Below are 14,368 nucleotides of genomic sequence, written 5' to 3' on the forward strand. Positions count from 1 at the left end.
CTTTTATATTATTTCTTTGTTTTTGAAGATAGTAATAGGCTTAGAGTGTGTCTGTATGTTAAAACCTGGATGTTTTGTTGTTGTTTTGAGGTTTTTTATTTTCTTTTTGTTGTCAATTTCTTTTGATTTTGTGTTTAAAATTTTTTTACTATTCGTGTTTTTGACAATTATGTTTTTGGTTTTTATACTTGTTGACATTTTTTTAAACATCTGTGATCTCTTTTTCTATTCTTTCAATTTTTTCTCTTAATTCAAAGTTATCCTGAAGTTCTTTTTCTATCTTTTTGCAGGCATTTATTATGGTTGCGTGGCTTTTTACGCCAAATTTTGCCCTTATTTCGGGTAATGAATTTTTTGTGATTTTTCTTGTCAGATACATTGCGACTTCCCTTGGAATAAGAATCTCTTTTTTTCTCTTTGGCGATGTTAACTCCTCAACTGTGATACCAAAGTGGCGTGCAACTGTTTTTTGTATATTTTCAACGGTGAGCATTTTTTCCTTTCTGATAACAATATCCTGAAGCGTGCTTTTTACTAAATTGAGCGTAATCGGTCTTCTCATTATCGATTTATAGGCGGATATTTTTATTAAGGCGCCTTCTATTTCTCTAACATTTGAGCTTATATTCTGGGCTATGAACTCGATTATCTCTGGTGTAAGGTTTAGGTTAAACAGCTCTGCCTTTTTTTGTATTATTGCTATACGGGTTTCAAACTCAGGTGGTTGTATATCAACAATTAACCCCCAGCTGAAACGGGATTTTAGCCTGTTTTCTATGTCGGGTATATCATTTGGTGGCTTGTCGCTTGTTATGACTATCTGTTTCTGATTTTCAAAGAGTGAGTTAAATGTGTGAAAAAACTCCTCCTCTGTTCTTTCCTTTTTTGAGATAAACTGAATGTCGTCTATTAAAAGACAGTCTAAATTTCTGTATTTGTTTCTAAATTGAGACATTTTTTTGTATTGAATGGAGTTTATCAGCTCGTTTGTAAACTCCTCACTTGAGATATACAACACCTTTGCTTTGTGATTGTTCTTTTTTATTGCGTTTCCTATGGCATGCAAGAGATGAGTTTTACCCAAACCGACACCGCCGTAGATAAAAAGCGGATTGTATGCTTTGGCTGGATTTTCACTCACAGCAACACTTGCTGCATAGGCAAGCTGATTGCTTGGGCCTACCACAAAATTTGAAAAGCTGTAGCGTGGATTTAGGTTGTTTTTCTCCTCCTGTTTTAATATCAGCTCAATCTTTGGTAGCCTGCCGAAAACCTTTTTTAAGCTTTCTTTAAGCTGGGATTTGTATTTTTCTGTAAGCAGGAGTTTAACATCATCATTTGGTATTGTTAGTGTGATTTTTTGAGGTGATATAAAAACAGGCTCAATTAAGAGGATCTTTTCTAAATCCTGTGTTTCTATTTTGTCTTTAAAGTCATTTATTACCTCTTTCCACATAGCACTTCATTATAATAAACCCAAAGAGGATTTTCAATTGCCTAATTTGACTATGGTTTAAATTTTTGATATGGATTTAATATGAGCCCGCTTGTTAGTGTATCGATATTTACCTTCTACATTGCACTTGTTGGCTGTCTGTTTTTTAATCACCTTTATAAATCAAAACCTTTGAGGATTTTCGACTGTGGCGGTGCTGTTATTTTAGCTTTTATTATCGGTCAACTTTTACTTCTAAATAACACGGGTATTAAGGTTTTTTTCTCATCGTTGCCGCTTGCATTTTATTCATACATAAAAAAAGGCGATATCGATACACTTAAAAGGGTTGCGGTTTCTGTTGTTTGTTCTCTGCCAGCTTTTTTTATGTTTAAATTAAATCCTGTTTTTCTAATTGCCATACCGTCTTTTTTTGCTTTTGATCTGCTTGATGATAAAAAAAAGAAGGCGGTTAATGTAATTTTGATTTCGTTTTTTGTTGCCGTTATTTCTCAAAAGCCTTTATTTAAAATCTTTCTTGTGTTGTGTGATAGTTATATGGCTGTATTGATAGGCTCTTTATTTGTAGAATTAAAAACACAAAAACAGGCGATGGAGTATTTTGCATACAGTGTTAGTTTGTTTGCTATTCTTATTTTAGCAGGAGGTTATTATGCTTAACAGGATTTTGGATAGTATTACACCTTATAGCGATGAGTATTTAAAAAAGGCGATTCAGAGGACATCTGAGTTGATTATGCCGCCGAGAGCTGTTGGAATGCTTAACGATATCTCTGAAAAACTCTGTGCAATCCAGTCAACACTTAAACCTGAGGTTGATAAGAGGGCTGTTTTTGTGTTTGCAGGTGATCACGGTGTTGTGGAGGAAGGCGTTAGTGCATTTCCTGCTGTTGTTACCTGTGAGATGATAAGGGCTTTTGTAAACGATATTGCGACAATAACGGTGCTTGCACGCCAGAATAATGCAAAGGTTGTTGTTGCAGATGTGGGTAGCAGATGTGATTTTAAAGAAAAAATTATTGGTAAAAATGAATTTATAATCAAAAAGGTTAAAAACGGTACGGAAAACTTTACAAAACAACCAGCAATGAGCAGACAGGAGGCAGAAAAATCGATTGAGACAGGTTTTGAAATAGCCTTAAAATATATCGAATCCCACAATCTTAATATTGTTGCAACAGGTGATATGGGAATTGGCAACACAACACCGTCAGCTGCCATAGCAAGCGTGATTTTAGACAAAGACCCCACCTTAATTGCTGGAAAAGGCACAGGTATTGATGAAAAGAGATGGCAAAATAAGGTGAATGTAATAAAACGGGGAATTGAATTAAACAAACCCGACAAAAACGACCCTATAGATGTGTTAAGTAAAGTTGGTGGCATAGAAATAGGAGCTATCGCAGGCGTTATTTTAGCTGCTGCTTATAAAAAGATTCCTGTAGTTGTTGATGGTTTTATCTCAACTGCCGCTGCATTGATCGCATATGGTTTGTCTAAAAATACGCACTACTATATGTTTGCAGGCCATCTATCAGAAGAAAACGGCCATAAATTGATGCTTGAATATTTAAATCTCAAGCCCATTTTGAAGCTTAATATGAGACTTGGTGAGGGTACAGGGGCAACCCTTGCCATGCATATTATCGATGCTGCAGCCAAAGTAATTAGTGAGGTTGCAACATTCAGTCAGGCTGGTGTATCAAAGGGTGAATAGATGAGGGGCTTTTTTTCGGCCCTTTCCTTTTTAACAATAGTAAGGATAAATACAGCGTTTGATGCAAAATCAGCTGTTAGATATTTTCCCCTTGTTGGTTTGCTAATAGGGCTGGGTGTATATGCCTTGAGTTTTATACACGGCCTTTTTGCCTATCTTGCTGCTGTTTATTGTGTGTTCATTACAAGGGGTCTGCACCTTGATGGGCTTGCAGACACAAGTGATGCGTTTTTCTCCTTAAGGGATAAAGTTAAGATGCTTGAGATTATGAAGGATAGCCGACTGGGAAGCTTTGGTGTGCTGGCAATTGTTGTTGTGCTTTTGGGAAGATACGCAGCCTTTTTGCATATAAAAGATTATTTGATGCTTATATTTATTCCATCCTACAGCAGGTTTGGCTGCATTTATTTAATGAAAAAACTCCCATACGGCAGAAAAACAGGCACTGCCGCACCTTTTTTTAAACAGTTTAACATCACAGATTTTTTAATAGGCTATGCTATTATTCTATCGAGTTTTTTTGTGATTAAAGGGGTTTTGCCTTTTGTTGTGGCGGGTGTTTTTTTTGTTTACACATTTTTACTGTTTGAGTATTTTAAATCTAAAATCGGTGTTATAACAGGCGATATGTTGGGTTTTGCAATAGAAACCACACAGCTTTTACTGCTTTTGGTTGTGGCGATTTATGACCTGTATGTTTAAACATGGCGGTAATATTTTCTATTGGGCGGATAAGCTTAATAAAGACGCCAAAGAAATTATTGATTTAAGCAGTAATGTATTTGACGGCGATATTGTTATACCTGATAGCGATGACTTAAAATTTTATACTCAACATCTGCCCACTGAGGATGGTTTTTTGTTAAAGAAGCGCTTATCCAGCCTTTGCGGTATAGATGAGAAATTTATCTTTGTAGATAGCGGCACATCGCCTATTATCAAGTCGATCTGTGAAATGTTTGCATATAAGAAGGCTTTGATTTTTGATCCTACCTATATAGAGTATGCAAGGTTTTGTGAGCTTTATGGCTTGGATATAAAGCATTTTGTGGCAGAAGAGGAGAATGGTTTTGAGTTTGAAATAGACAAGGCAAGGCTTGATGGTGTAGATCTGTGTTTCATCTGCAACCCAAACAATCCCACAGGAGGAGTTATAAAAAAAGAGGAGATACTGAAACTTGCTGGTAGTTTCAAAAAAACCACTTTTGTTGTAGATGAAGCGTATATTGATTTTTACAGCAATAGAGAAACGCTGCTTGGCAGTGATATGGATAATATCGTCGTTTTGCGCTCTTTATCCAAGTTTTACTCACTTGCAGGCATTAGGGTGGGCTGGGCATATACTAAAAACAAAGTTATTTTAGAAAAACTCAACAGAATTGCTCTGCCATGGAGAATCTCATCTATTTCATGTATAATTGCTTTGAAGAATTTAGATGTAAACAGAAAGGCTATTGTTGATGAGGTAGACAAAAACCGCGCATATTTAATGGAAGGCTTGAAGCGGTTTGGTTTTATCAAGGTTTTTAGCAGCAATGTCAATTTTTTGCTTATAAAATTAAACAGTTTAGATGGCAAAATGCTTGAGTCGTTTCTTATAAAAAAGGGTATTTTAATCAGGGTTTGTGATAATTTTTATTCGTTAAGCAAAGATTTTATCAGAATTTCGATAAAAAAAAGGCATAAGCTTGATAGATTACTTGAGGCTTTGGAAGAGTTATGAAAAAGGAGATAATGTTTTGTGGAACTGCAAGCGGTGTTGGAAAAACGCTTTTGGCTGCAGGTTTTTGCAGGCTTTTAGCCAGAAGAGGATTAAAAGTTGCGCCGTTTAAGGCTCAAAATATGTCTTTAAATAGCATTGTAACAAAAAACGGTGAGGAGATAAGTATAGCCCAGGCGCTTCAGGCTTTTGCAGCTTTTGTTGAGCCTGATGTTAGAATGAATCCAATTTTGATAAAACCGGATAGCGGCAAATCCTACATTATTCGCATGGGTAGATTTTTTAAGACCGTATCTTATAAGGAGTATTACACCTACTTCGATGAACATTTTAAGATAGCAAAGCAGGCTTTTGATTCTTTGAAAGAGGAGTTTGATTATGTTGTTTTAGAGGGTGCTGGCTCACCTGCTGAGATAAACCTACAGCAGTTTGATTTTGTCAATATGAAAATGGCCGATTATGCAGGCGCCAATGTTTTTGTTGTTGGTGATATAGACAGAGGCGGCGTATTTGCTCACTTAAAAGGCACATACGATTTGATTGAGGATAGATATAAACATCTCGTTAAAGGTTTTATTATCAACAAATTTAGAGGCGATATTGAGCTTTTGAAGCCTGCTTTTGATAGGTTTAAAGAGTTTGTGGATGTTAAAATAATCGGTGTTGTTCCTTATCTTGATATAACACTTGAGGATGAGGATTCCCTATCGCTCAATCAAAAATCATCAGGCAAAATTAAGCTGTGCATTATCAGGCTTCCTCACATGTCAAATTTTAGCGATTTTTTGGCGTTTAACTACCTTAAAGATGTGTCTGTTTGTTATATAAATAGCCCTCAACAGTTAGAAGATTGTGATGCTGTTATTATACCGGGTAGCAAAAATCCTCTGTTTGACCTTGAGTTTTTAAAAAAGCAAAAGTTAGTCGATGCAATAGTGAAGCTAAAAGGACACCTGCCTATTGTGGGTATCTGCGGCGGTTTTCAGCTGCTTGGAAAAACCATTTCTAATAAAAGGGCATTGGGTTTGCTTGAGATGGATACGCAGTTTTTAGACAGTAAGGTGCTTGTGAGAAAACGGTATGAAACACTTGAGGATTTTGGATGCAAGGTTGTTGAGGGATATGAGATTCATCATGGGGTTTCTTATCTAAGCGGGGCAAAAAATCTGCTTAAAGACGATGGTGTGTGTGTATTTGATGAAAAGAATAAGATTATTGGCACATATCTGCATGGATTTTTCTCAAACAGCTGTGTTTTAAAGTGGTTTTTTTCATTAATAGGAAAAGAAGTGGAAGATTTAGATCTGTTTGAGCAAAAAAATAAACAGCTTGATATGCTTGCAGAAACAATCGAACAATGCATGGATGTTGAGGCTATAATTGGTTGATTCAGCCTGCAGAGTGGTTTATTTAAATTCAATAGCCTTTTTTGTTGGTTTTGTGCTTGACTGGGTGTTTGGTGAACCGCCTTCTAAATTTCACCCCGTTGTTATTGTAGGCAAAACTATATCAAAACTTGAGCCCTTATTTTATGCTAAAAACGGTGGTTTTTTGAGTGGCATGTTTTTTGTTTTGTTTGTGCTTTTACTGTTTTGTTTGCCTGTTTTTGCTATAGAAATTGCGGTTTTAAAAACAAACGACCTTTTTGTGGATCTATTTTACGAGATTGTCTCTGTTTATCTGTTTTTTTCAAGTATATCTGTAAAAAGCCTAAAAAAGCATGCAATGGATGTGTATTTATATTTAAAAAAAGGCGATCTGGATAAGTCAAAAGTTTTGTTGAGTTTTATGGTAAGCAGAGACACAGAAACAATGGATGAAAAAAAGGTTATTACTTCAACAGTAGAATCGATTTCTGAAAACTTTGTTGATGGCATTTTATCGCCTGCGTTGTATTTTATTTTCTTTGGACCTGTGGGTGCGATATTTTTTAAAATTATAAGCACATTCGATTCGATGATAGGTTATAAAAATGAAAGATACATGCAGTTTGGCAGATTTGCAGCCATTTTTGATGATGTTTTAAATTTTATTCCTGCCCGCTTAAGTATAGTGTTTATACTTCCTGCTGTTATCATAAAGGGCTATCCTGTTGTATCAACACTTGAGTCTTTCAGTAGGTTTAGAAAATCTCACTCAAGCCCTAACTCAGCTCATCCAATGTCTGCGTTTGCTGGAGCTTTAAGAATCAATCTTGGCGGGAATACAATATACGGCGGTATTCTTGTAAAAAAAACCATAATTGGCAATTTTAACAAAAGGGCTACTGTTGAGGATATAAGAAGGGCTGTAGATTTAATGCAGGCTTCCTCTTTTGTTGTTTTTTTGTTTGGTCTGGCAGTGTTTTTCAGGCTTTCGTTGAGCTGCGGCTGGGTTTAAAGGAAAATTTTTTCTGTAGAACTTGCCTTTTTTTGAATATCACCCCTTGACATTAAAGAAATTATATGATATAAAGGCAATGTCTGTAATTGAGGCAGGTTTGGGAATTGAGAAATTCCTGTTAAAAAGCCTGTTAAAAACTGTTCTTTTACAATGAAATATGGCTGTTTTCTCGTACAGCGGGAAATGTTGTCGTAAAGCCAATTACAGAAACTTGATAGTAATATTATCAAGGTTGGTTGTTGTCGTGACAGGCTTTTTAGAAGGCCTGTTGCACTATTCCCGCTCCTGAAGGGAATTATCCGAATACAAATCATTTGAAATCATAGCAATTATAATAGAAATAGTTGCACTATTCCCGCTCCTGAAGGGAATTATCCGACCACCATCTGTCTTGGGTTTTCCCATTGTAGCTGGTGGTCGGACACTATTCCCGCTTGTCTGACTATCATGAGTTCTTCAAGGAGATTCTTAAATTGATGCTCAGACTCTTTTATCGAGTCCTTTCTTTTTTATTTATTCATGAGATACAAATATTCATCTGGCTTGATTGAGCTTAATTTATGTTTTAATAAGTGTTTTTTAGTAGAGGATAGATTTTTTAATTGAGTTTAAACAAAAGATTGGTGCTATCTTTCAAAAGAAAATAAGGATAAGAGGTCGATTTTATTAATTGAAGTAAATGTCTAATGTGTTCTGTAATAAATATTTGATTTGAATGGTTGGGGAATGAAAAACAGGGGGTTTTTAACTATTTAACTTTTAGATTATCAACAAAAGAAGGCTACCAGCAGCCGTTTTCTTCCATTTTTCTTTTTAATTCGATAAAAACATGTACTACATCATCTATTTCTAACAGATCAAAGTGGCTACCATCGTTAAAACCGATTACAAGTTTTTCCGTCATAAATAAACGACACAATAAGCATTCTTTGTATATATCTATAAACTCTATTTCGCTAAATTTGCGTTCCATGGTTTTTATTGCTGTCTTTATAACGATTGATTTATCTTTTATAATCAATCGAGTGAAACAGTTGACAGCGCACCAGATAACAAATAATAGAGCTATTACCAAGTAGCCAATAATTTTTGCTCTGCCAGACAAAACACCAGGTGGTATAAGTGAAAGAGTCATTATCCAGGCGAGGGCTACACTCATTTGTGACTGCTTTATGCTAAATGTCTTTGGTTTAACTGTTATCCAGCCTGTTTTGCTATCCTTGGTTATACAAGCCATTATAATGTCCACCTCGTTTTACTTTGTATTAACGATTAATAGTTGAATGCTGTATCGCGCCATTTTGATACTACCGCCTGGGGGTTTTCTAACAAATCAATTAGCTGTGAAGGATTTATAAAATTAACACCCAAATCTTTTGCTTTTTTCTTCAATACTGGAGAATGATGGCAGCTAACAAGCACAGGCACAGAAAACCTTCCACCTATAATTTTAGATAGAGAAGAAACCCTGCGGATGTGCTCGTCGTTGTTTAGTTTTTTTGATGTTTTTTTGCAGGAGAAATAGTAGAGTATGTTGTTTTTAACAGCAGCAACATCTATTTCATTTTTTAAATTTTTATCTAAATCCTCTATATTAATATTCACCTTTACCTCGTCAAAGAATCTGGATCGCTTCAGTGTTTCAAAGGTAAAGAACTCAAGGGCATATCCGCTTAATGAAAAATTCAAGGTTTCATGTCCATAAAATGTCTTTAGATGTTTGTCGAGAATTTTTTGCTCCTTTTTTATATAAAGATTAAGTTTGTTGAGATTTTTAGAGGATAGTTGTTTATCTGTGATGACCTTGCAGAAAAAGTTTTCTTTTATAAGTTTTTTATAGAATTCAAATAGTAAATCAATTTTATTACCCAGTTTTTCTTTGTAGTTGTTTGTCGATGTTATGGTATAGCCTGCAGTTTCAAAAAAGTCCGAAATTGTTAATATATTTTCTTTAATGCTTGATACAACTAATCCACTGTCCATGTCAAGAATGTTGCCTTCTGGCGTGTAATAGTAAACTTTCCCTCCGTTTTCAATAACCCATATAGATATAATGAAGGATGTAAATTTTGTTGAGGCATTTGATAGGTACACAACATCTTTGATGTTGGAGTTTGTTTTTGCTTTGTTCAAGACTGATATAATGTTTGTTTTGTTGTAGGTTTCTATAGGGATAATTTGAGTGGATATGCCTCTATTTTGAAAAAACTTTTCTGTATTTTTGCTTTTTTAATCGATACAGACCAATCTGTATAAAAGACAGTTATTCTATCTATTTTATTTTTAAAACCTAAGGCAAAAATTATATTGGGTAGAATCTCTTTTGCCGATGTTATCCATAACTCCATTTTGGGCTATTTATATAGATTTTTTCTTTTAAAGTCAAATGTATGAAATAGAGGGAATCTTTTATCTAATTTTCTTGCCGTTCCATTCACCGTTCCATGGTTTTGACTTAAACCCATACCTCCAGTGTCCTTTGAATGATTTACCGTTTTTAGAGAAGCTAAACTCAAATACACCGGCATCTTTGTTTGGCTTGTAAGTTGGAGCCTCTCTCCAGACTCCAGAAAGGATATTCCCTTTTAATGTTCCTTCTATTTTCCCGTTGTCATGGGTATAAGTGCCGATTATTTTATTGTTGTTTTGCTTTATAGTCATTAAACCAAAGTTAGTTTTCCATCTGCCTGAAATCTGCTGGATGTTTATATTATTTGAATCGGATGCATAATGTAATTTTATGTTGCCGATATTGTCTATTTCTATTATTTGTTGCCATTTTTTATGCGGATAGGAATAGTGTGTAATCCTGTCTTTTGTTATAACGGTTATCTTGCCAGCTTTTGAGTTTCCTTTTAAATTCAAAATAATGCTTTCTGTGTTATTGGCTGATAAAACTATATTGTTTTTTCCTTCATAAATCCTCTGGTTTATTTTGCCGTTTTTATATATTTTTGCGACTGCTTTTTGCATTACCAAACCTTTGTCGTTTTTGATTTTATAATCGGATAATCCTGATCGATTTAATATGATTATGTAATGGTTTTTAGATGCTTTTAAGGATAGCTGTATAACCTTATAAATCTCAGATTTTTTATATCTTTTGGTTGGTTTTTTTATTTGTGAGGCATATGCAGGTTGTATCAGGTTAAACCTGAAAAATTGATATGTCGTTTTTTTATTTGGTTTTAAGTTAGAGATTAAAGTTTCAACGAGCGTGTGTGCATACAGTGCAAGCGTATTATCCTTAACAAGCTGTTTTGCTGTGTCGCTGAGTTTTGATTCATCAAGCGAGGTTAGATACATAGAAAAGACATCTATAAAAACCTTTTTCCATTGCTTGCTTCTGACATCCTTAATAGTGCTGTCTGCTGTTAAACCGAGGTTTGTTGCGGTTATAACGGTTTTGGCTTTACCCACTACCTTGGCAAAAGGGATGTCTGTTAGACTGAGCAGAAGAAATTGTATGCTGGGCAGAAGGACAGTGTGCATAATTTCCTGACCCTCTGAGGCAAAGCCCTTAACTTTAAGCATATCGGTTAGGGCGTGATTGTTTGTTGGATTTGCATCAAATTTACTTGAATTTATTGCAATGTTAAACTGATAAGAGCCTCTTTCAAATACATCTATGCCGGGATATTGAACAAACGATTTAGTGTTTGATTTGCCATTGAAGGCAACGATAAACCTGTTGTCTTTTGTTTTTCTTAAGTCCCACAAAACTCCATCAAAAATGATAGGCTGTGTTTTTGGGTAGCTGTTTGAACCTTCCCATGCCGTAAATAGGGCACTCAACAATGCTTCTTGATCGGGATCTGGAGGAGCTGGAATAAAAGCAGTCTGTGAAATTTTTAGATCAACAGTCAAATCAAAATCCTTAAATATTTTTACAAGGTCTGCCTGCGGGTGAAATCTATCCACCACAAAAATTTTAAAAGGGTTGAATATTGCAGCATACAATGAGTTTGACTGAAATCCTGTTTCAACAGACTCAATGGCTAAATCGATGCCCACAGAGAAGTGTATTTGCTTTTTTAGTTTTAATTCTGGAATCTGGATGGTAATTGTTTCATCGTAGGCTTTTTGCATCGTTGGCAAACCTACCCAGTGGTAGTAAAGGGTATATTTATCTTGTGGTTGAACTTCTATTGTTATGTTTTTTAAACCACCCCTATCACCATAATTTTTTACAAGAGCACCACCTGAGTTTGAATCTATTGTAATAATTGCTCTGTATGGTTTTTTATCTGGTTTGTTGATAGCTTTGAAGCTGAAACTTATTTTGTTGTAGTAGGAAGGATAGGCGGGTAGTATTTGGTATTTTGCATAAGCGGCTATCTTTTTAATTTTGCTGTTTATATGGATTGTGATACTTGCAGATTGGGCTGTATTTGTATCAATTGCCATTATGAATACACTTGTTTGCACTTTCTTTGAGTTTTGTAATTCTCTGTCTGTTGGAGCTGTGTAGACAACCTCTGCCTCTCCCGATGAGTTGGTTGTAGCCTTGAGAGTAGATAGTTTGCCAAATTTTGGTTGAGTAAATTTTATGTATCTATTCTTAACAGGTTTTCCTTTTGTATCCTTTACAATTACCTTCAACATACATCTGCTATTTTTGTTAGGTGTTGTGTTTAATGGTAGAGGGGTTTGTGATTTTAATTCAATTGTTTCGGTTTTGTTATTATTTGTATAAAAGTTGTCATAGTGATTAAATGCATCAAGGAGAGTAAAGGCAACATCGTGGGTTATCTGTTTTACGGAGTTAAAATTCCCACCACAGCCGTAGTTTACATTGTGTAAAATAACATCTATGCTTACTGCAACAGGTGTGTCGCCTATGAATTTGATCAATAAAATTCCTCCTGAGGCGATAGAGAACTCTTCTTTTGATGTATTTTTAGGGGCTGATATACCATACAGCAGCAAAAAGTCTTTTCCGTTTTCTAAAAAGACATGCCCAAATTGGTGAGGATTGCTTAAAAAACGGTTGTAAAAGTTGTTGATTGTACTTACAACCGTGTTGCAGTCAAGCTCGTTGAAAAAACTGTAATTTATTTTTAAAGCAAGGAGATATGTTAAGGTGTTTCTGTTTATATGCGATGGATTAACCGCATCTGCAATCCAGTAGAGTTTAGTATTCGGGATGGTTTTGAAATATACGGTATTTTTTTCAAATGCAGGAAGTGAGGGTAGATATGGTTGTTTGTTTGGAAAGTGAAGCTTAAAAGTAGGGTAGAGTTGCCTGGCTGTTTTGCCAAGCTCAAATTTGGTTAACCTGTTTAGCTCATTCCAGCTGTTTTCTTTAAACCTTTTATTTATTTTTTCCCTGCTTTTTTGGTCAAGCGAATTTAATTTATTAAGTTCCTTTATCAATCGCTTTTTTAAGGAGGCATTGGATGTTTCTTTAATTGAAGCATCTAAATAATCCTTTAATGTGGGAAAATAGGGTATAGAGGCAGGATTCCATTTTATCTGCCAGCTTTTCTTTGATAAATTGACAAAAAACAGGTTCAGTTTCTTTTGCAGTATAGATATGTAGCGGGATTTGTATTTATTAAAAAGAAAAGTTTTTTCTCTATTGAACTCTTCAAGGGTGCTTTTGTTTAAATAATCAAACTCATATACTTCTGCTGCCTTGAAGTTAAACGCCTTAAGCGATTCTTCTATTCTTCCTAAAGCTGCTTGTAATATGTGGCTTAGTTGTTGCGATGAATTTTCTTTATCATCCTTAATATGATAGATTTTCTGTTTGAGTTTTTCTGCGTATATACTTTCCGATTTGGCTTTTTTTAAACTGATTTTGCATCTATGCTTAAATTGGTCGCCTAAGGAGAAGGCGCTTTGTGCAAAAGCAGAAGTGGTTATAAAAAAAGAAATCAAACATATAATAGCTAACTTATATATTTTTAATATAGCAAAACCGTTGTCTACTGAATTAGTTAGCCTGTAAAATTTACACTCCTCGAATTACCATCTCACCTTCTTCAATTTAAAGTATCTTTATAAATATAGCAAGCTTTTTTAAAGCTTATATCAAATTTGAAACTTTCCTATTTCTTTAGCAACATTATCCGCAATCTCTTTTAACTCTACAGATGCCCTTGAAACATTTTCAGAAACCTTTGCATTCTCTCTGGCTGCTTCGACAGCTTCTTTGATCTGCATATCTATTTCTGTTATTGTTGCTGAAATCTCCTCGATTGCAGATGATGTTGTGTTTATATCTTCTATTGATTTGTCGGTTTTTTTGACGATATCATCTATCCTTTTTTTATTACTGTTTATTGAGATTGTTTCGGACGAAATACTCTCCTGCGTTTTTTTGGTTTTCTCGATAGCCTTTTCGACATCGTTTTGCATCTTTATAATCATATTTCTTATTTCCTCGGTAGAACTCTGGGTTTTTTCTGCTAACTTCCTAACCTCGTCAGCAACAACCGCAAAACCCCTTCCTACATCTCCTGCCCTTGCTGCCTCAATCGCTGCATTTAGAGCCAAAAGATTTGTTTGGTCGGCTATTTCGCTGATGACATTAACGATTTTTCCTATCTCTTTTGATGATTCTCCAACTATGTTTATCTGGCTTAGCGTTTCTTCAGCCAACTGAAGATTTTTATTCATGTTTGTAACTCTCTGTTCAACATCGTTTAGCATGGCGGTATTTGTTTGACTGATTGAACTTGCAATAAAACTTATATCTTCTGCTTTTTTTGCTATATCTTCTGTGGCTTTTGATGCATCCTGTATAGCAGTGAAAATTTCATCCATGCTTTTGGTTACCTCTTCACTTGCTGATGACATCTCTATGGCAGCAGACGATAGATTTGTTGATCTATCTATCATTATATCTGAGGCGTTTTTTATATCTTTTATCATTTTTTGTAACTCTTGAGCCATTTCATGATATTGTATAAAAACCTTCGCAATTTTGTTGAATCTCCAAAAGAAAAGGATAGACTTCTCGGTAAGCTAAAAAAGGAAAGGAGAAGCCTATCCCATGAGGAAAGATAGCAGAATTTTTAAAGAATTACTAACAAAATTTGTGGCAGAAGAAGACCCTATACTGAGTATGTTGAAGTGGGTAATGGAT

General features: G+C 35.0%; 13 protein-coding genes. 6 read left to right on the top strand and 7 right to left on the bottom strand.

Translation table 11 applies throughout. The features are described 5' to 3' along the window. Positions 1–3 precede the first annotated feature (3 nt). Together EK17_RS00200 and dnaA are read right to left on the bottom strand one after the other, a co-directional pair. A complete protein-coding gene (locus tag EK17_RS00200) occupies positions 4–210 on the bottom strand; it encodes a hypothetical protein (RefSeq protein ID WP_035586358.1) in 207 nt (68 codons plus the stop codon). Next, positions 203–1,456: a chromosomal replication initiator protein DnaA gene (gene dnaA, locus EK17_RS00205; protein WP_035586361.1), complete on the bottom strand. Its 1,254-nt coding sequence runs from the start codon at positions 1,454–1,456 to the stop codon at positions 203–205. Before dnaA ends, EK17_RS00200 begins: the two co-directional genes overlap by 8 nt. An 81-nt stretch (positions 1,457–1,537) precedes the next feature. Here dnaA and EK17_RS00210 point away from each other — a divergent pair, with 81 nt between their 5' ends. From EK17_RS00210 to cbiB, 6 genes are read left to right on the top strand one after another with little or no spacing between them, the layout of a single operon-like run. Beyond that, a complete protein-coding gene (locus EK17_RS00210; RefSeq protein ID WP_035586363.1) occupies positions 1,538–2,116 on the top strand; it encodes a hypothetical protein in 579 nt (192 codons plus the stop codon). Then, entirely contained in the window at positions 2,109–3,173 is a 1,065-nt protein-coding gene (cobT, locus tag EK17_RS00215) for a nicotinate-nucleotide--dimethylbenzimidazole phosphoribosyltransferase (protein ID WP_232229294.1), read from the top strand. Before EK17_RS00210 ends, cobT begins: the two co-directional genes overlap by 8 nt. After that, the gene (locus EK17_RS00220; RefSeq protein ID WP_035586368.1) at positions 3,174–3,875 is read left to right on the top strand and encodes an adenosylcobinamide-GDP ribazoletransferase; all 702 of its coding nucleotides are present in this window, start codon (positions 3,174–3,176) and stop codon (positions 3,873–3,875) included. Further along, entirely contained in the window at positions 3,868–4,896 is a 1,029-nt protein-coding gene (locus tag EK17_RS00225) for a pyridoxal phosphate-dependent aminotransferase (RefSeq protein WP_198018112.1), read from the top strand. Before EK17_RS00220 ends, EK17_RS00225 begins: the two co-directional genes overlap by 8 nt. After that, positions 4,893–6,281 carry a cobyric acid synthase gene (locus EK17_RS00230; protein WP_035586372.1) on the top strand — a complete coding sequence of 463 codons (1,389 nt, stop codon included), beginning with the start codon at positions 4,893–4,895 and terminating at the stop codon, positions 6,279–6,281. Before EK17_RS00225 ends, EK17_RS00230 begins: the two co-directional genes overlap by 4 nt. Beyond that, on the top strand, positions 6,274–7,272 hold the full coding sequence (gene cbiB / locus EK17_RS00235) for an adenosylcobinamide-phosphate synthase CbiB (protein ID WP_051904311.1): 999 nt from the start codon (positions 6,274–6,276) through the stop codon (positions 7,270–7,272). Before EK17_RS00230 ends, cbiB begins: the two co-directional genes overlap by 8 nt. 784 nt (positions 7,273–8,056) lie before the next feature. Here cbiB and EK17_RS00240 read toward each other — a convergent pair. The 5 genes from EK17_RS00240 to EK17_RS00260 all read right to left on the bottom strand — a co-directional run bounded on the left by EK17_RS00240 (position 8,057) and on the right by EK17_RS00260 (position 14,154). Further along, complete coding sequence (locus EK17_RS00240; RefSeq protein WP_035586375.1) at positions 8,057–8,512, bottom strand: hypothetical protein; 456 nt, start codon at positions 8,510–8,512, stop codon at positions 8,057–8,059. A 35-nt stretch (positions 8,513–8,547) separates the two neighbouring features. Continuing rightward, positions 8,548–9,408 carry a Card1-like endonuclease domain-containing protein gene (locus EK17_RS00245; RefSeq protein WP_035586378.1) on the bottom strand — a complete coding sequence of 287 codons (861 nt, stop codon included), beginning with the start codon at positions 9,406–9,408 and terminating at the stop codon, positions 8,548–8,550. A gap of 32 nt (positions 9,409–9,440) precedes the next feature. Continuing rightward, the gene (locus EK17_RS00250) at positions 9,441–9,623 is read right to left on the bottom strand and encodes a hypothetical protein (protein WP_035586380.1); all 183 of its coding nucleotides are present in this window, start codon (positions 9,621–9,623) and stop codon (positions 9,441–9,443) included. Between the two features lie 61 nt (positions 9,624–9,684). After that, the gene (locus EK17_RS00255; protein WP_035586382.1) at positions 9,685–13,158 is read right to left on the bottom strand and encodes an Ig-like domain-containing protein; all 3,474 of its coding nucleotides are present in this window, start codon (positions 13,156–13,158) and stop codon (positions 9,685–9,687) included. A gap of 153 nt (positions 13,159–13,311) precedes the next feature. Further along, positions 13,312–14,154 carry a methyl-accepting chemotaxis protein gene (locus tag EK17_RS00260; protein ID WP_035586385.1) on the bottom strand — a complete coding sequence of 281 codons (843 nt, stop codon included), beginning with the start codon at positions 14,152–14,154 and terminating at the stop codon, positions 13,312–13,314. Positions 14,155–14,368 lie beyond the last annotated feature (214 nt).

Source organism: Hippea jasoniae (genome assembly GCF_000744435.1).
In the GTDB taxonomy this organism is placed as follows: Bacteria; Campylobacterota_A; Desulfurellia; order Desulfurellales; family Hippeaceae; genus Hippea; species Hippea jasoniae.